Annotated in this window: 18 protein-coding genes; 10 read left to right on the top strand and 8 right to left on the bottom strand. The window is 71.4% G+C overall.

Annotated elements, in window-relative coordinates:
• Window positions 1–390 precede the first annotated feature (390 nt).
• From ACWC24_RS21860 to ACWC24_RS21850, 3 genes are all read left to right on the top strand, one after another.
• A complete protein-coding gene (locus tag ACWC24_RS21860) occupies window positions 391–1,179 on the top strand; it encodes a hypothetical protein (RefSeq protein ID WP_450664501.1) in 789 nt (262 codons plus the stop codon).
• Window positions 1,180–1,332 (top strand): hypothetical protein, encoded by a 153-nt coding sequence (locus ACWC24_RS21855; RefSeq protein WP_450664500.1) that lies wholly within the window; start codon window positions 1,180–1,182, stop codon window positions 1,330–1,332. It begins immediately after the preceding gene.
• 94 nt (window positions 1,333–1,426) lie between these two features.
• A complete protein-coding gene (locus tag ACWC24_RS21850) occupies window positions 1,427–1,693 on the top strand; it encodes a DUF6959 family protein (RefSeq protein ID WP_450664499.1) in 267 nt (88 codons plus the stop codon).
• Window positions 1,694–1,873: 180 nt separating this feature from the next.
• Here ACWC24_RS21850 and ACWC24_RS21845 read toward each other — a convergent pair whose 3' ends face one another.
• Window positions 1,874–2,593 (bottom strand): hypothetical protein, encoded by a 720-nt coding sequence (locus ACWC24_RS21845; RefSeq protein WP_450664498.1) that lies wholly within the window; start codon window positions 2,591–2,593, stop codon window positions 1,874–1,876.
• A gap of 371 nt (window positions 2,594–2,964) precedes the next feature.
• Window positions 2,965–3,669, bottom strand: a complete 705-nt coding sequence (locus ACWC24_RS21840) for a DUF3592 domain-containing protein (protein WP_450664497.1) — start codon at window positions 3,667–3,669, stop codon at window positions 2,965–2,967.
• Between the two features lie 828 nt (window positions 3,670–4,497).
• Here ACWC24_RS21840 and ACWC24_RS21835 point away from each other — a divergent pair.
• The gene (locus tag ACWC24_RS21835) at window positions 4,498–6,456 is read left to right on the top strand and encodes a ricin-type beta-trefoil lectin domain protein (RefSeq protein ID WP_450664496.1); all 1,959 of its coding nucleotides are present in this window, start codon (window positions 4,498–4,500) and stop codon (window positions 6,454–6,456) included.
• A 48-nt stretch (window positions 6,457–6,504) separates the two neighbouring features.
• On the opposite strand, the gene ACWC24_RS21830 is transcribed toward ACWC24_RS21835, so the two are convergent.
• Window positions 6,505–7,386, bottom strand: coding sequence for a hypothetical protein (locus ACWC24_RS21830; RefSeq protein ID WP_450664495.1), 882 nt, complete (start codon window positions 7,384–7,386; stop codon window positions 6,505–6,507).
• 60 nt (window positions 7,387–7,446) lie between these two features.
• On the opposite strand from ACWC24_RS21830, the gene ACWC24_RS21825 reads away from it, so the two are divergent.
• Complete coding sequence (locus tag ACWC24_RS21825) at window positions 7,447–7,962, top strand: MarR family winged helix-turn-helix transcriptional regulator (protein WP_450664494.1); 516 nt, start codon at window positions 7,447–7,449, stop codon at window positions 7,960–7,962.
• A gap of 48 nt (window positions 7,963–8,010) precedes the next feature.
• Here ACWC24_RS21825 and ACWC24_RS21820 read toward each other — a convergent pair whose 3' ends face one another.
• Entirely contained in the window at window positions 8,011–8,376 is a 366-nt protein-coding gene (locus ACWC24_RS21820; RefSeq protein WP_450664493.1) for a nuclear transport factor 2 family protein, read from the bottom strand.
• A 172-nt stretch (window positions 8,377–8,548) separates the two neighbouring features.
• On the opposite strand from ACWC24_RS21820, the gene ACWC24_RS21815 reads away from it, so the two are divergent.
• Entirely contained in the window at window positions 8,549–8,842 is a 294-nt protein-coding gene (locus ACWC24_RS21815; protein ID WP_450664492.1) for a hypothetical protein, read from the top strand.
• 145 nt (window positions 8,843–8,987) lie between these two features.
• On the opposite strand, the gene ACWC24_RS21810 is transcribed toward ACWC24_RS21815, so the two are convergent.
• Both ACWC24_RS21810 and ACWC24_RS21805 read right to left on the bottom strand, forming a co-directional pair.
• A complete protein-coding gene (locus tag ACWC24_RS21810; protein WP_450664491.1) occupies window positions 8,988–10,745 on the bottom strand; it encodes an ABC transporter ATP-binding protein in 1,758 nt (585 codons plus the stop codon).
• Between the two features lie 115 nt (window positions 10,746–10,860).
• Window positions 10,861–11,442 (bottom strand): rhodanese-like domain-containing protein, encoded by a 582-nt coding sequence (locus tag ACWC24_RS21805; RefSeq protein WP_450664490.1) that lies wholly within the window; start codon window positions 11,440–11,442, stop codon window positions 10,861–10,863.
• 87 nt (window positions 11,443–11,529) lie between these two features.
• Here ACWC24_RS21805 and ACWC24_RS21800 point away from each other — a divergent pair, with 87 nt between their 5' ends.
• Window positions 11,530–11,811: a metal-sensitive transcriptional regulator gene (locus tag ACWC24_RS21800; protein WP_385534364.1), complete on the top strand. Its 282-nt coding sequence runs from the start codon at window positions 11,530–11,532 to the stop codon at window positions 11,809–11,811.
• 43 nt (window positions 11,812–11,854) lie between these two features.
• Here the strand turns inward: ACWC24_RS21800 and ACWC24_RS21795 are convergent, their stop codons facing one another.
• Window positions 11,855–12,601, bottom strand: coding sequence for a sulfite exporter TauE/SafE family protein (locus tag ACWC24_RS21795; protein WP_450664489.1), 747 nt, complete (start codon window positions 12,599–12,601; stop codon window positions 11,855–11,857).
• Window positions 12,598–14,001: an MBL fold metallo-hydrolase gene (locus tag ACWC24_RS21790; RefSeq protein ID WP_450664488.1), complete on the bottom strand. Its 1,404-nt coding sequence runs from the start codon at window positions 13,999–14,001 to the stop codon at window positions 12,598–12,600. The genes ACWC24_RS21795 and ACWC24_RS21790 overlap by 4 nt, the downstream gene beginning before the upstream one ends.
• A 217-nt stretch (window positions 14,002–14,218) precedes the next feature.
• Here ACWC24_RS21790 and ACWC24_RS21785 point away from each other — a divergent pair, with 217 nt between their 5' ends.
• The 3 genes from ACWC24_RS21785 (at window position 14,219) to ACWC24_RS21775 (ending at window position 16,993) form a co-directional block, all read left to right on the top strand.
• Window positions 14,219–15,307, top strand: a complete 1,089-nt coding sequence (locus ACWC24_RS21785; RefSeq protein ID WP_450664487.1) for an S-(hydroxymethyl)mycothiol dehydrogenase — start codon at window positions 14,219–14,221, stop codon at window positions 15,305–15,307.
• On the top strand, window positions 15,307–15,936 hold the full coding sequence (locus tag ACWC24_RS21780) for an MBL fold metallo-hydrolase (RefSeq protein ID WP_450664486.1): 630 nt from the start codon (window positions 15,307–15,309) through the stop codon (window positions 15,934–15,936). Before ACWC24_RS21785 ends, ACWC24_RS21780 begins: the two co-directional genes overlap by 1 nt.
• A gap of 142 nt (window positions 15,937–16,078) precedes the next feature.
• On the top strand, window positions 16,079–16,993 hold the full coding sequence (locus tag ACWC24_RS21775) for an SDR family oxidoreductase (RefSeq protein ID WP_450664485.1): 915 nt from the start codon (window positions 16,079–16,081) through the stop codon (window positions 16,991–16,993).

Genomic DNA, 16,993 nt, shown 5'->3' with positions numbered 1-16,993 from the left:
CTTCACCACCGAGCCGGACGAACCCGAACCGCAGATCACCCCACAACCGGAACCGAAACAGCTGCCGTGACTACACCACCCCACGGGACATGACCGCCCTCAGGGACGGACACGTCGGCGACGGAAGAACTCAAGGACCTCGACGCCTTCTGGGCGCAGTACGGCCTGGAGAGGCGGTGGCGGGTACTTCCTGAGCCGAAACCTGTGCCCATTGATCCACGGTCCGCTCACGGCCTCCCTGTATTGGGGGAGGACGACCTCATCGCATATGCGGGCCACGGGGAAGTCCGCGACAGCTCCTACTTCTATTTCGGGAATGAAAGGGATGGTGGACGACTGCTTGCAGGACGCCTATTCCTGGAGAGCCCTCGGCTCCACCCGGGACGCATCGTGCGGACCTGGACTGGGGGAGAGGTCGATAACAGATGGCGTCGAGTCGCCCTTGAAGAACGGATCGCCGAGAAGCCGAAGTCTCCGGAGGCCCGTGCCGAGGCCCGTGAAGCCATGCTCGCGGCGCGGGCCGTGGAAGCACGGAACGAGGCCGCGCTCGGCAACGCAGAACTCATCGAGCAGTTCATGGCCGTTGACCTGGGCTTGTGGCGGGGTGCTCGCTGGCAGGAACCGGTTACCACGGCTCTCCTCGGCGACTGGGCGAGCACCCTTTACACACACGGCACCATCCGCCGGGGGGCTCTCGCCCAACTGATGCGTGAGGTGAGGGAGATCCACCGACAGCTCACGCCACTGTGGCGCCGACGCTGCGCCGGGGAGCGGCTGCTCAGCCTGGATGTCCCGATTCTGGAGAATGGGCTGACTCTCGCCGACCTCGTCGCAGGAGGTCCCGACCCTGCGGACATCCTTACCGCAACACTGCCTGACAACCCGCATGTGCTCGCCGTGCTGGAGCAGATGTCTCCTGTCGAGCAGGCCGTCGCGCTCGCCTGGTCCCGTCCGGGAACGCAGAGTTGGACCGAGGCGGCCGCCAGTGTGTTGGAACTCACCTCCCAGCCGCAGGGTGACGCCGAAGCCTTGGGCGAGCGAGTGCGCCGCAAGCTCAAGCGGCTTGGCCGCCGCACGCGCCACAGTCAGGATGGCGAGGAAACCTCCCGCATCCGAGCAGCCCGGCCGCCTGCCATCGGTCGAGTGGCCGACTCCGCGGCGAAAGAGCGGGAGGCGTGAATGCCTGACACGTCGACTCTCGCCCTGATCGCCGTTGTCGGCTTCTTCGTCGTGCGTGAATCTCGGCGTGACGAACAGCTTGGCGCCGCGCTCTTGGCCGGCGTTGCCGTTGTGACGCTGATACTGACGCTGTATGGGACAAGTCGTGGCTGACAGCCGTGAGCGCAATGACCAGAGCCCGCTTCGAGCGGCATACGCCTGGACAACGACGTTGATGTCAACTGGTGATGTCAGGTTGGATGGGCCGATGGAGCGCGTTGAGGTCGAACTGTTTACCGACGGCGGCAACGACGCCGTGGTTCGCATGCCAGGTAGGCGGTTCCCAGGGATCGTGGTGCAGGGAGACTCCCTTCGCATCCTCCGCGATGACGTGGCCGAGGTGGTCGAGGCGTGCGAGCGAGGCGACCTGGATGAGGCTCGGGACTCCGCCGGCTTTCTTCTGGCGAACCTGGATGCTCTGCTGGCACGGTATGAGGCGGCGTTGGGCGAGCACCGGATCCCGCGGCCGTACTGAGCTGCCGGGCCATCGGCTTGGGAAGCTGGGGCACTCTGAGGCCAGTTGGTGGGCTGAACTGGGCGAAGGGCTGATGCGTGGCTCCGGAGGCTCGGTTGCTTTCACCGTGAGTCGCCGCTGTTCCCCGCTCGATCCGGTGCGGTTGTGATGCGGCTGTTCAGAGAGTGGGCGGCGCGGCGTTCAGTGTTCGCGGAGGCCGCATTCCGTCGCGTACAGGGTTGATCCCGGGATGATCTTGGCCGGTGTTTGCTCGAGTTGGATGAACGCGGCGCCGGACGAGTCGACCGTCAGGGCTTCGATACTTACTGTCGCGGCAGGTTGGACGAAGGGCGGCACGTGCAGTTCGGCCTGAGCCGGCGCTGGGAGCGGCGTGCCTTGGAGTGCGGCAATGGCCGTGAGCGTGCCGTCGGGTTGGAGCTCCGTCTCCTCGATGGTCAGCTGCCAGTGAAGCTCTGCTTCTGCGAGGAGTTGCCTGCCAAAACGCCCGTGGGCGCGAAGGACAGTGTGACGGCTGCGGATGCGCCCGGCTATGGCGCAGCAAAGTGGGGCGTTGGTGCCGTGGGGGGTGTCCACCCGATTGTGGCCGGCGGGCGGCAAGGAGCACAGTGCGTCGAAGAGGAGGCCGAGAGCTGCGTCTTTGATGCGCGCCCGTCGGCCGTGCTCGACAAGATCGAGCAGGATCGGGGTGGCCGCGTAGGCGGCCGGGAACACCATGCCGGCGTGGCTGCAGACGAAGCCGCCACCGGCGAGCAGGGATGCCGCGTCACCTGTCTCGTTGGCGGTGGTGGAAACCGCCAGCCGTCGCAGCGCGTGGGCTACGCGCTCCGGATCATCGGATGGGTGGGCCGTCGGGTTGGGTATCGCGGACCAGTTCACGGCGTCGACGGCATCGAGGGACACACTCGCATTCTGCCGGAGCGTGGTACAGACACGGGGAGCGCAGCCGAAATGACCAGCGGCCTCCACACTTTGGACCCTGGTCGTCTTCGTGCTCCGCTCTGAGCTTGGGAAGCTGAGGTGTTCCAGGGCCTGTTGGGTACCTGACCTGCGGCCGACTGTCCCGAACCGCTTCGGCGTCAGCGGTTCGGTACCCCGCCATTCCCTGTGCTCTCCGCCCCGCCTGGCACGGATCTGGCACGGCTCCGAGTGATGAGGCAGCCGACGCTTGTCGCGCCCCGGGTCGCGGCCTTCACGGTGTGGACGACGTCGCCGCTTGGCAGGGAGCCCTTTCCGACCTCAGGTTGAGGCGTGGTGAAGGACGACGACGGCCTTCACGATGTCGGTGATCCGGTTGGTGCTGCAGCGGAGCTTGCGTACTGCTCCTTGACACGCACCACCTCTCGGACGGTCCCCACCAGAAAACCTGCCGCGAGCAGTCCGACCACCACGGAACCCTGTCGAATTCCGTCGGCGTCGGATCCGTCCAGGCGGTCAGCGTGGCGGACCTCCGTGGGGTCCGACGGGTTGTAGACGATGGGTACTTGGCCTCCGGGCTTCGCGTCGTTTCCCGAGCCGTCTCCGACATCGATATCCGCCTGCACCGTGCTGGACGGTGCAGTGAAGCGCACGGTTAAGGAGTTCGCCCGGCCCTCTTCCGACCGGCCGGCAATGGCGACTACGGTCGCTTCGGTCCTTTGGCCGTGCTCCCGGAGGTTCTGCAGCATCTGGTCCTCCTGGCCGGCTTTCCATCCCATGTATCCGGCGATGGTGGCGAACAGCAGGAAACCCACAGCAGTCGATCGGGCTCTGGCCCAGCGGGGGTTCAGCAGCGGCGATGGCACACCAACCCTGGTGACCAGCCCCCCTGCGAGGCGGCCCGGTGGAGGAATTCGGCCGGCCCGACGACGAGCCCAGCCCCACCGCCGTAGCAGCAAGCTCGCGACAGCGCCCGCTGCGGACAGTGCCACTGCGCCGCCGAAAACCTGGTTCCAGGTCAGTTCGAACGGATCGAATGCGAGCCACACCACGAAGGCCACGACGCCTGCCAGCGAGGCCCACCCCTTGAGGAAGCGGTACTTCCCCCGGCTGTCGCTCCGTACGGACCTGCGCTCACACATCTGCGCCTCCTCGCCCCGTTACGAGCTAGGACACACCGGTCGCCGCTGAGGTTGCAGTGGTGGCCGGCTCCGCGGCAGAGGCTCCGCGTCCCTGCCCGGAGGAGCTATTCGTTTCCGGGCTGGCCTGCGGCAATAGACGAAGATCCCGTCCACGCCTCGTCCACAGACCCCGACATACGCCCGCTTCGAGCGGCGTACGCCTGCACAAACACGAAGACCCCGTCCTCAGCGTTTCCGCTGGTGACGGGGTCTTTGGGCACTTCCTGCGAAGTGCCCCCGGCAGGGTTCGAGCCCCCGCACACGGCTTCGGAGGCCGTGACCGCAGGGCCCGGTGCGGCGGGAGCGTCGGGCGTCAGCCCTTCATTCCCGCCGCGTGCCCGGTCGCTTCGGGGTTCAGGAGTCCGTGGGGAACGGTGGGTTCGAGGTTGGCTGGGTGCCGTCCCGTGTGATGACGTAGTTGACGGGGCCGCCGGACGGACGGCACTCGGGGTCGTCCGGGTTGCGGAGGTTTCCTGGGAGCGTCACCGAGGGGCCGCCGGGCTGCGGAACGCCGCCTGCGAGATCTTCAGATTTGCGCGCGACTTCCTCGAGTGAACGGTGTTTGTGCGGTGGCGAGTTGGCATCTGACGTCACATCCGTTGACTTCGTTCTCCCACGGCTCTACCTTCGGCGCGCCGAACTGTTCGGAAAGCCGATCCGCGTTCGATATTTCGAATCAGCCGGGATGTCTCCGGTCGAAGGAGCCGCATGTTCCCCCCACCTCGAACGAGCCGCGCTCGGCGTCGCCGGGAGGCCGTCGTACGTGCTCTCGTGCTGGCGCTGACCGCGACCGCCGCACTCCTGTTCGCCCAGCCCGGCCCCGCCCAGGCCGCGACCAGCCGTCAGATCCCCGTCGCCGCCGCCCCGATGGGCTGGGCCTCCTGGAACAGCTTCGCCGCCCAGATCGACTACGGGGTGATCAAACAGCAGGCCGACGCGTTCGTCGCGGCCGGTCTTCCCGCGGCCGGATACCAGTACATCAACATCGACGAAGGGTGGTGGCAGGGCACCCGGGACAGCGCGGGCAACATCACCGTCGACGAGACGGAGTGGCCCGGCGGGATGAGCGCCGTCGCCGCCTACATCCACAGCAAGGGCCTGAAGGCCGGCATCTACACCGACGCGGGCAAGGACGGCTGCGGCTACTACTATCCGACCGGCCGCCCCGCCGCGCCCGGCAGCGGCAGCGAGGGCCACTACGCCCAGGACATGCTCCAGTTCTCCACCTGGGGCTTCGACTTCGTGAAGGTCGACTGGTGCGGCGGTCACGCCGAGGGGCTCGACGCGCCCAGCACGTACCGGTCGATCAGCGCCGCGGTCACCGCGGCCACCGCCGCGACGGGCCGCCCGCTCACCCTCTCCCTGTGCAACTGGGGCGAACAGAACCCCTGGAACTGGGCCCCGGGCCTCGCCCCCATGTACCGGACCAGCACCGACATCATCTACTGGGGCGACCGGCCCGCCATGTCGAACCTGCTGTCCAACTTCGACCAGACCCTGCACCCCACCGCCCAGCACACGGGCTACTACAACGACCCGGACATGCTGATGGTCGGCATGGACGGCTTCACCACCGCCCAGAACCGCACCCACATGAACCTGTGGGCGATCTCCGGCGCACCCCTGCTGGCCGGCAACAACCTGGCGACGATGACCTCCGAGACCGCCGCCGTCCTGAAGAACCCCGAGGTCATCGCCGTGGACCAGGACCCGCGCGGCCTCCAGGGTGTCAAAGTCGCCGAGGACACCACGGGGGCGCAGGTGTACGGCAGGGTCCTGGCCGGCACCGGCAACCGCGCCGTCGTGCTGCTCAACCGCACCTCCGCCGCACAGAACATCACCGTGCGCTGGGCCGACCTCGGCCTGACCTCGGCCTCCGCCGCCGTACGCGACCTGTGGTCGCGCACCGGCCTCGGCAGTTACGCCACCGGGTACACCGCGAGCGTCCCGGCCGGCGGCTCCGTGCTGCTCACCGTCACCGGCGGCACCGAGGCGGCCGGCGCCACCTACACCGGCACGTCGAGCTTCACCGGCGTGAGCGCCGCGCACACCGGCCTGGACGTCGTCGACGTCGCCTACACCAACACCGCCGCCACCGCCCGTACCGCGACCCTCCAGGTCGACGGCCAGACGGCGACGACGGTCTCGTTCCCGCCGACGGGTTCCGCCCAGGGCACGGTCTCCGTCGCCGTGTCCCTGTCCAAGGGCGCCTCGAACACCCTGACCTTCTCCGGCGCCCCCACGCTCGCCGACCTCACCGTGCGCCCCCTGCCGGGCACGAACGGCACGCTCCTGGTCGGCGCGCAGTCGGGCCGCTGCCTCGACGTCTACGACAACACGATCACCAACGGCACCCAGGCCGAGCTGTGGTCCTGCAACGGCGGCCCCAACCAGGCCTGGACGTACACCTCCCGCAAGGAACTCGTGCTGTACGGCGACAAGTGCCTCGACGCCTACAACCTCGGCACCACCGACGGCACCAAGGTTGTCATCTGGGACTGCAACGGCCAGAACAACCAGAAGTGGAACGTCAACAGCGACGGCACCCTCACCAACGTCAACGCGGGCCTGTGCCTGGACGCCTACGGTGCGGGTACCACCGACGGCACCCGGATGGTGCTGTGGACCTGCAACGGCGGCGCCAATCAGCGGTGGACGCAGACCTAAGGCGCAGAGCCAAGGCGCAGAGCCAAGGCGCAGACTCAGGACGCAGGCTCAGGGCCTGGCCGGCTCGTCGGTTGCGGGCGGTGGCGGGGCGGTGGGGTCGGTGCCGGTCAGGAAGGCGCGCGCCTGCGCCGCGAGCGGGGCGGCCCCCAGGGCGTCCGCCCAGCGCGCCACCTCCGCCGCCAGGGCCGCGGCCCCGGCCCGGTCGCCGGTGTCCCGGGTCAGCACCGCCAGCAGCAACTGCTGCGAGAGCGTGCCCGGTACCGCGCCCGCGCCGGCGCCGAGCGCGGTCGCCCGGCGCCAGCGCTCCAGGGCGAGACCGTCGTCGCCGTCGTCGTGGTCGTGGTCGCCGAGGTGGCGCAGGGCCTCCCTGGCCAGCAGGGGGTCGTCGGCCGACTCCGCGGCGTCCAGCGCGGCCACGTAGCAGGCGGGGGCGGCGGCGCGGTCCGCGAAGTGGTTGTCCGCGACGAGTCCGGCGTACATGGCTGCCCAGCCGCGGCGTCCCTCGTCCGGGGCGCGGTCGCGCAGTGCCTCGGCCTGTCGGCGCAGGGTCCCGAGCGCCTCGGGGTCCTTGCCTGCCGGGCCGAAGCGCGGGGCGCCGTCGACGAGGAGCAGCAGCCGGTAGGTGTGCCGCAGCCGGGCGAAGTCCACGTCCCAGGCGAAGCCCGTGTCCCGGTCGCCGTCGGGCAGTTCCCGCTCCGCGACCGCCAGCCGCTCCCGTGCGCTGTCGCCCCCGGTGAACCAGTCTTTTTCCAGGGCGATATGAGCAGCCGTCAGGACGATTCGAGATCGGATTCCCGGTGCGTCGGCGGTCGCCGAGTCCAGCAGCGCCAGCGCCCTGTCCCATCGCCCGGACAGTCCCAACTCCGTTGCTGCGCCTAATAGTTCATCGGCCTGAACGGACAGGTTCGCGGCGCTCGTGGCAATCGTCATGACAGGGAAGGTAGTTATTTGAAAAACTATCCACAAGAAAATCACTGCGGGAGGCAGCAGATGGAGGACTCGGCCGACCGCCATGTGGCGGAGTGGACGAAGGAACTCGCCTGGATGGACCCGGTCAAGGAGGCGATCTTCGTCCGGCTGGCGGTCCTGGCGCGGCACGCGGCCCAGGCCCGGCGTGACGTACTGGACGAGGACGGACTTCCGTACGGGCACTTCAAGATCCTGCTGAAGCTGCGCAGGCCCGGGCCGCCCTACGAGAGCAGCCCCTCGCGGCTGGCCGACGAGCTCGGGCTGACCCGGGGCGCGCTCTCGGCGCGGCTCGCGGCCGTCGAGGAGGCCGGGCTGATCGTCCGTACGCACGAGACGGGGGACCGGCGCCGGGTACGCGTCCGGCTCACCGCCACCGGTCACGCCGCGTTCGAAGCGCACGCGGCGTCGGAGGCCGCGGGCGAGCACGCGCTGCTCGCAGCGCTGAGCGCAGCAGAGCAGCGGACACTCGCAGACCTGCTGCGGAAACTGGTCGCGGCCGCCGAGACCGGCCTGCCCCCAGTGTCGCCCGAGCAGTGAAAGTCCAGGTCAGCCTGGAGGTGACCTGGACCCTCGCCGCTCTGCCGCCTACTCGTCCCATGCCTGGATCATGATCTGCTCGCTGATCCTGCCGTCGCGCAGCGTGATCATCGACTCGGCGAGGACGCGCACTCCGTCGGGGTACGCGCAGGACTCGCTGAAGGCCGCGCTGTTCCCCTGGATCACGCAGTTCTCCAGCTTGTGCGTCATGTCGCGGCTGTAGACGTCGTCGAGCATCGTGCCGATCTCGTCACGGCCGCGCAGGATCTTCGGGTGGCTCGGCTGGGAGTTGCGGTCGATGACGCGTATCTCGGCGTCGTCCGCGTAGAGCTGAAGGAGCGTCTCCGCCGTGCTTCCCTCGATGCCCTGACGCAGGGTGTCGGTGTCGAAGGCGGAGCCTGCCGCGGTGCCCATGCTGACCTCCTCACGAGGGTCGCGGCCCGGCGGACGGACGGGCCGCGGCACTCCCACCTCCGAGCCTCCCCCGCCTCGCCGGGCTCGGCAAGCGGGACGGGAGGCTCCCCCTGACGGGTGAGTGCGGCGCCGCGCCCGTGTCCGCCGCCGCGTCCGTGCCGTTGCCCAGAGCATGATCTCCACTCGACGCATCGTCGCCGCCGCCTGCCTCGCCGCCGGGGTCACCGGCCTCGCCGCCCCGCTCGCGAGCGCCGCCGAGGCGACCGCCCCGGCCGACGGCAAGCTGAGCCCGATCGCGGTACTGGACTCCCTGGCCGCCGGCGACGTCCCCGCGCAGTACCAGGGCAGGGTCCCGGGGGTCCGCCAGCAGCTGTCGGGCCTGAGCAAGCTCAACGACCTCGGCCAGCTCCACCAGCTCACCGACCTCGCGGCGCCCGTGACGGGACTGCTGCCCGCCGTCCAGTGATCCCCCGCGCCGACCGGTGATCACTGCCGCACGGTGATCACCGGTCGGCCGGTGACGACCACCGCACGGTGCGGGGCCACCGCACGGTGCGGTGGCCCCGCACGGTGCGGGGCCGCCCCTCGGAGTGGCCCTTCGCCCTCCGGGATCAGCCGTCCGCGGTCGCGAGGAACTGCGTGGCCGCCAGCTCCGCGTACAGCGGGTCGGCCGACACCAGGTCCCGGTGGGTGCCGACCGCGCGGACCCGGCCGGCGTCCATGACCACGATCCGGTCCGCCATCGTGACCGTCGACAGCCGGTGCGCCACGACGAGCACGGTCGTCGTCCGGGCGACGTCCGCGACGGTGTCGCGCAGCGCCGCCTCGTTCATCGCGTCCAGTTGCGAGGTGGCCTCGTCCAGGAGCAGCAGCCGGGGCCGGCGCAGCAGGGCCCGCGCGATCGCCACCCGCTGCCGCTCGCCGCCGGACAGCCGGGTGCCGCGGTGTCCGACGAGCGTGTCGAGCCCCTGGGGCAGCCGGGCGACCAGGCCGTCGAGCCGGGTCGTCTTCAGGACGTGCGCGAGCGCCGTGTCGTCCGCCTCCGGGCTGCCCAGCAGCAGGTTGTCACGGAGCGAGCCGGACAGGACCGGCGCGTCCTGTTCGACATAGCCGATCGCGGACCGCAGCCGCGGCAGCTCCCATTCCGTGAGGTCCAGCCCGTCCAGGGTGATCACCCCGGAACCGGGCTCGTAGAACCGTTCGATGAGGGAGAAGACGGTGGTCTTGCCCGCGCCCGACGGGCCGACGAACGCCGTCATGCCCCGGGCCGGCACGGCGAACGTCACCCCCTGGTGCACGTACGGCAGTTCGTCGGCGTACCGGAAGCGGACGTCCTCGAACGCGAGCGACGCGGGCCGGGCGTCGGCGGACGGCAGCGGTGCCGGACGCGCGGGCGGCTCCGCGGGCAGTCGCAGCGCCTCCTGGATGCGGGTCAGGGCCGCGGCCCCCGTCTGGTACTGGGTGATCGCGCCGACGACCTGCTGGATCGGCGACATCAGATAGAAGACGTACAGCAGGAACGCCACCAGCGTGGCGATGTCGACGGCGCCCGTCGCCACTCGCGCTCCGCCCACCGCGAGCACCGTGATGAACGCTATCTGCATCGCCAGCCCGGCCGTGTTGCCCGCGGCCGCCGCCCACTTGGCGGCCCGCACGCTCTGCCGCCAGGACTCCTCGGCCGCCGCGTGCAGCGTCTGCTCCTCCCGTTGCTCCGCGCCCGACGCCTTCACCGTGCGCAGCGCGCCCAGCACCCGCTCCAGCGAGGCGCCCATCACGCCGACCGCGTCCTGCGCGCGCCGACTGGCCCGGTTGATGCGCGGCACGATCAGCCCGAGCACCAGGCCCGCGCCGAGGATCACGGCCAGCGTGACCGCCAGCAGCACCGGCTCCACCAGCCCCATCAGCACGATCGTCGCCACGAGCGTGAGCCCACCGGTGCCGAGCCCGACCAGCGAGTCGGTGGTGACCTCGCGCAGCAGCGTGGTGTCGGAGGTGACGCGGGCCATCAGATCGCCCGGCTCGCTGCGGTCGACGGCCGGGATCCGCAGCCGCAGCAGATACGACGCCAGCGAGCGCCGCGCCCCGAGCACCACCGACTCGGCGGTGCGCCGCAGGACGTACGAACCCAGCGCGCCCACCGCCGCGTTGGTGACGACCAGGCCCGCCATCGCCAACAGGGCCCCGGTGATCGCCCGGTCGTGCGCCAGGTCGTCGATGAGTCCGCGTGCCACCAGTGGCAGCAGCAGCCCGGTGGCGCCGGTGACCAGCGACAGCACGGCCCCGGCCGCCAGGGCCCAGCGGTGCGGGCGTACGTATCCCAGCAGCAGCCGCCACGGGGGCGGGCCGGGCTGCGTCTGTGCGGTGGTCACGGTGCTCCTCACCGGTCGGGCCGGACTTCCTTGCTGTACCGCCGACTTGCGCAACGGCGGCGGGAGCCCGTGCGGCTCCCGGACCGGGTCCGGGGCACGGGAGAGCCGCCGACGGTCAACGCTGTGTCAACGCGGCCAGGGTGGCCTCCAGTTCCGGGCCGCGCGGCCGGTTGTACGGCAGCTTGGACAGCAGGGCGGCCATGCCGCAGGTGTCGGTGAGCGCCGAGTACACCAGCCCGCCCGCCACGCCCGCGGAGATCAACTGCCAGGCGGGATGCAGGAGTCCGAGGCCCAGCCCGGCCAGCACCAGTGTGCCCGCGGTGAGGCGGACCTGCCGTTCCATCGCCCAGCCGGTGCGGGCGCCCGCCGGGCGGTGCACCTCGTGGCCGGCCCGCACCCAGCCCTGGGTGCCGCCGGTCAGGGACAGGGCGTGGACGCCGTGCCCGGCCAGGACCTGGCGGGCGCTCTCGGAGCGTGCCCCGGAGGCGCAGACCACGAGCAGTTCGCCGCGGACCTCGCGCAGCGTGGTGACGGCGTGCCCGATCCGGTCCAGCGGGATGTTGTGGGCGCCGGGCAGATGGCCGGAGGCGTACTCGCCGGGCGTCCGCACGTCGATGACGGTCAGCGCGGCGAGCCGGGCGTGGGCCTCGCTCGCGTCGAGGGCGGAGGGCGCGGGGGGAGTGGGGGGAGTGGTCACGGTGCGATCCTTTCGGGGATGGCCGAGTCGGCAGGGGGATCCGAGGGGGAGGGTAAAATACCCCCAAGGGTATGTAGAGGAGTGATCGTGGAGCTTCAGTTCGAGGGCGATGAGCTCAAGTCCGTGCTGAACCGGCTGCGCCGGGCGCAGGGACAGATCTCCGGAGTGATCAAGATGATCGAGGAGGGGCGCGACTGCGAGGACGTCGTCACCCAGCTCGCCGCTGCCTCCCGCGCCCTCGACCGGGCCGGTTTCGCGATCATCGCGACCGGTCTCCAGCAGTGCCTGACCGACGCGGGCGACGGCGGGGCGGAGACGACGGAGCAGATGAAGGCGCGGCTGGAGAAGCTGTTCCTGTCGCTGGCCTAGCGGTTCGCGGCAGTTCGCAGTGGTTTGTCGGCGCGGGCCCGGGTCACCGCACCGCGTCGGCCAGCATCACCGCGGCGACCAGCAGCAGCGCCCAGGCGAAGAGGCGGCGCAGCAGGTCCGAGGAGAGCCGGGCCGACAGCCGTCTGCCGTCCCACGCGCCGAGCACGGCGGCCGCGGTGAACGGCGCCAGGTGCGTCCAGTCGACGCTCACCGCCGCTCCCGCCCGGGCGGCCAGCGCGGCGAGCGAGTTGACGGTGATGACCAGCAGACTCGTACCGACCGCCACCCGCATCCGCAGGCCGACCACGTTCACCAGGGCGGGCACGGCGAGAAAGCCGCCGCCCACCCCCAGCACCCCGGTCACCGCACCGAGCCCAGCCCCGGCTCCGGCGACCCGCAGCGGACGTACCTCGGAGCCGTCGGGGGCCGGGCCCGCGGGGCGCAGCATCCGCAGCGCCGCGATCCCGGCGATCACCGCGAACGCGCCGGTGAGCAGGGCCGGCGGCAGGCGCGTGGAGAGCGCCCCGCCCGCGGCGGCGGGCACGAGTCCCGCCGCGGCGAACAGCGCGCCGGCCCGCCAGTGCACGGCGCCGGCCCGCGCGTGCGCGGCCAGCGCGGTGACGGAGGTGACGGTGACGACGACGAGGCTCGCGGTGGTGGCCGCGGCCGGGGTGGAACCGAGCAGGTAGATCAGTGCTGGTACGGCCAGCATGCTGCCGCCGCCGCCCAGCGCGCCCAGCGCGATGCCGGTGACGGCACCGGCGACGAGGGCGAGGACGAGCGCGGTCACGGCGTCGTCCGCCCGCGGGTGTCGGCCGGGGTGGCGCGGGTCGTCGGGAGTCCGGCCGCGCGTGCCGCGTCGAAGCCGTCGTCTACGGCGACGACGTCCCGGCCCGCCGCGTCGAGCAGCGAGGCCGCGATCGCGGCCCGGGTACCGCCGGCGCAGTGCGTCCACACCGTGCCGTCCGGTATCTCCGCGAGCCGGTCGCGCAGCCGGTGCAGCGGTATGTGCACGGATCCCGTGATGTGCCCGGCCGCGCGTTCGGAGTCGCGCCGCACGTCGAGGATCACGACCGGGTCGTCCGCGCGGGCCGTCGCCGCGGCGAGCGCGGCGAAGTCGGCCCGCGGGAAGGCGCGCGGCCGTTCGCCGGGGCGCACCCACTGCGCGGGGGAGCCGGTCGCGGCCGCGGCCGGCCGGTCGATGCCGACCCGGACCAGTTCGCGCTGGGCGGCGGCGAGCTGTCCGGCCGACTCGGCGAGCAGGGTGACCGGCCTGCCCCAGGGCAGCAGCCAGGCCAGATAGGTGGCGAGCTGCCCCTCCGCCGCGAAGTTCAGCGAGCCGTCGACGTGCCCGTCGGCGAACGCGACCCGGTTGCGCAGGTCGACCACCCACTCCCCGGCGGCCAGCCGGGCGGCGATCTCGTCGGCGTCGGCCCGGCGCGGCGGGGTGAGGTCCACCGGAGCGGGACCGCGCGTGTTGAGCGGGGCCATGTGCGCGTAGTACGCGGGTACGTCGTCCAGCCCGGCGAGCAGGTCGGCGACGAAGGTGTCGACGTCCTTGACGAGCGCCTCGTTCACGGCGCGTTCCCGGCCGATGGTGGTCGTCGCCCCGCCCTCGGCCTGCGCGGCGGAGCAGAAGCTGCCGAAGCCGTGGGTGGGCAGGACCGCGGTGTCGTCCGGCAGAGCGGCGGCCAGCCGGTGCGCGGAGTCGTACTGGGCCCGCGCCAGCCGCGCGGTCAGACGGGGTTCCACCAGGTCGGGACGGCCGACGGTGCCGATCAGCAGCGAACCGCCGGTGAAGACGGCCACCGCGCGTCCGGCCTCCTCCAGGACGTAGGAGGTGTGGTGCGGGGTGTGGCCGGGGGTGGCGAGCGCGCGCACCGCCAGACCGTCCGCGACCTCGACGACGTCGCCGTCAGAGACGGGCGTGTGCGGGTGGGCGATCCGGGCCGCGGCCGGTACGACGTAGGCGGCGCCGGTGATCCGGGCGAGTTCCGGGCCGCCGGTCACGTAGTCGTTGTGGACGTGGGTCTCGACGACGTGCGTCACCCGCACGTCCCGCCGCGCCGCGGCCGCGAGCACCCGGTCGACGTCCCTCGGCGGATCGACGGCCACGGCGCCGTGCGCCCCGCCCGCCAGATAGCCGCGGTTGCCGAGCCCCGGCACGTCGATGGTGTCGACGAAGTACACGGCAGCACTCCTCTCGTGGTGAACACGCTGGAAATTACCCCCCGGGGTATGTCTACCACCGTAGCAGAGGTACCCCCGGGGGTATTTTTCGCAGGGTGGACGTCGGGCCGGCCGCCGTGGTCGTCGGCGTGGCCGTCGTGAGGGTGTGCCACCGCCGATCGGTGACGCGTAGGGTCGGACCGGGACGGATCCCCGTCAAAGGAAAGGGCTGAGCACCATGGCGCAGGAAGTACGCGGCGTGATCGCACCGGGCAGGAACGAGCCGGTCCGGATCGAGACGATCGTCGTGCCGGACCCGGGGCCCGGGGAGGCCGTCGTGCGCGTCCAAGCCTGCGGTGTCTGCCATACCGACCTGCACTACAAGCAGGGCGGTATCAGCGACGACTTCCCCTTCCTGCTGGGCCATGAGGCGGCCGGTGTCGTGGAGTCGGTCGGCGAGGGCGTCACCGACGTCGCGCCCGGTGACTTCGTGATCCTCAACTGGCGTGCCGTGTGCGGCCGTTGCCGGGCCTGTCTGCGGGGACGGCCCTGGTACTGCTTCGACACCCACAACGCGAAGCAGAAGATGACGCTCGCCTCGACCGGCCAGGAGCTCTCCCCGGCCCTGGGCATCGGCGCCTTCGCCGAGAAGACCCTGGTCGCGGCCGGCCAGTGCACCAAGGTCGACCCGGCCGTCTCCCCGGCGGTCGCCGGACTGCTGGGCTGCGGAGTGATGGCGGGCATCGGCGCCGCGATCAACACGGGCAACGTCGGCCGCGGCGACACGGTCGCCGTCATCGGCTGCGGCGGGGTCGGGGACGCGGCCGTGGCCGGCGCGCGGCTGGCCGGCGCGGCGAAGATCATCGCCGTCGACATCGACGACCGCAAGCTGGCCACCGCCCGCACGATGGGCGCCACCGACACCGTCAACTCCAAGGACACCGACCCCGTCGAGGCGATCCGCGCACTGACCGGCGGCTTCGGCGCCGACGTCGTCATCGAGGCGGTCGGCCGCCCGGAGACGTACAAGCAGGCCTTCTACGCCCGCGATCTGGCCGGCACGGTCGTCCTGGTCGGCGTGCCGACCCCGGAGATGAAGCTCGAACTGCCGCTGCTGGACGTCTTCGGCCGCGGCGGCTCGCTGAAGTCCTCCTGGTACGGCGACTGCCTGCCTTCCCGGGACTTCCCCATGCTGATCGACCTGCATCTGCAAGGCCGCCTGGATCTGGACGCGTTCGTGACCGAGACCATCCAGCTCGACGAGGTGGAGAAGGCGTTCGAGCGCATGCACCAGGGCGACGTCCTGCGCTCCGTGGTGGTGCTCTGATGACCGTACGCATCGAACGCCTCGTCATCCCCGGGAAGTTCACCCTCGACGGCGGCACCTGGGACGTCGAGAACAACGTGTGGATCGTCGGCGACGAGCGCGAGGTCGTCGTCATCGACGCCGCCCACGACGCCGAGGCGATCGCCGAGGCCGTCGGCGAGCGCCGCCTGACGGCCATCATCTGCACCCACGCCCACAACGACCACATCGGCGCCGCGCCCGCCCTCGCGGACCTGACCGGCGCCACCATCTGGCTGCACCCCGACGACCTGCCGCTCTGGCACCAGACCCACCCGGACCGCGAGCCCGACAACCATCTGGCCGACGGTCAGGTCATCGAGACCGCGGGCGCCGACCTGACCGTCCTGCACACCCCGGGCCACGCGCCCGGCGCGGTCTGCCTCTACGAACCCGGGCTGGCCACGGTCTTCACCGGCGACACCCTCTTCCACGGCGGCCCCGGCGCGACCGGCCGCTCCTACTCCCACTTCCCGACGATCATCGACTCGATCCGCGACCGCCTGCTCACCCTGCCGCCCGAGACGAAGGTGCTCACCGGCCACGGCGACCCGACGACCGTCGGCGCCGAGGCCCCGCACCTGGAGGACTGGATCGCGCGCGGCCACTGAGGAGCGACCGGCACCGCCTCGCGCCCGGCCGGGTGACCGGCCGGGCGCGACGACGGACACCGCGCCAAAGGCGACAGAAGATGTCCGGTTCACCCGGCACCCTCGAAGACGACATCGGTCGTACGGGTACGGGAGGTCGGACATGTCCGGACCGCTGGCAGACAAGGTCGCCCTGGTCGCGGGGGCCACGCGCGGAGCGGGACGCGGGATCGCGGTGGAACTCGGCGCGGCGGGCGCCACGGTCTACGTCACCGGACGCAGCACCCGCGCCCGGCGCTCCGCCTACGACCGCCCCGAGACCGTCGAGGACACCGCCGACCTGGTCACCGTGGCGGGCGGCCGGGGCATCCCCGTACCCACCGACCACCTCGTGCCGGACCGGGTCCGCGCGCTCGTGGACCGGATCGCGCGGGAACAGGGCCGCCTCGACGTCCTCGTCAACGACATCTGGGGCGGCGAGAAGCTCTTCGAGTGGGACACCCCGGTCTGGGAGCACGACCTCGACAACGGACTCACACTGCTCCGCCTCGCCGTCGAGACCCACGCTATCACCAGCCACCACGCCCTGCCCCTGCTGCTGGAGGGGACCGGGGGACTGGTGGTGGAGATGACGGACGGCACCGCCGAGTACAACCGCGACACCTACCGGGTCAACCTCTTCTACGACCTCGCCAAGGCGTCCGTGCTGCGCATGGCCTTCGCCCTCGGCCACGAACTCGGTCCCCGCGGCGCCACCGCCGTCGCGCTCACCCCCGGCTGGATGCGCTCGGAGATCATGCTCGACGCGTTCGGGGTGCGCGAGGACAACTGGCGCGACGCCCTCGACCGCGAGCCGCACTTCGCGATCTCGGAGACACCGCACTACGTGGGCCGCGCCGTCGCCGCCCTGGCCGCCGACCCCGAGGTGGCCCGGTTCAACGGCCTTTCCCTCTCCAGCGGCGGCCTGGCCCGGGAGTACGGCTTCACCGACCTCGACGGCAGCCGCCCGGACGCCTGGCGCTATCTGACCGAGGTGCAGGACCGGGGCAAGCCGGCGGACGTGACCGGGTATCGGTAG

This window comes from Streptomyces sp. NPDC001443, assembly GCF_053597355.1.
Note: the sequence above shows the minus strand (reverse complement) of the source record. Positions and strands in the feature narration are given on the sequence as shown.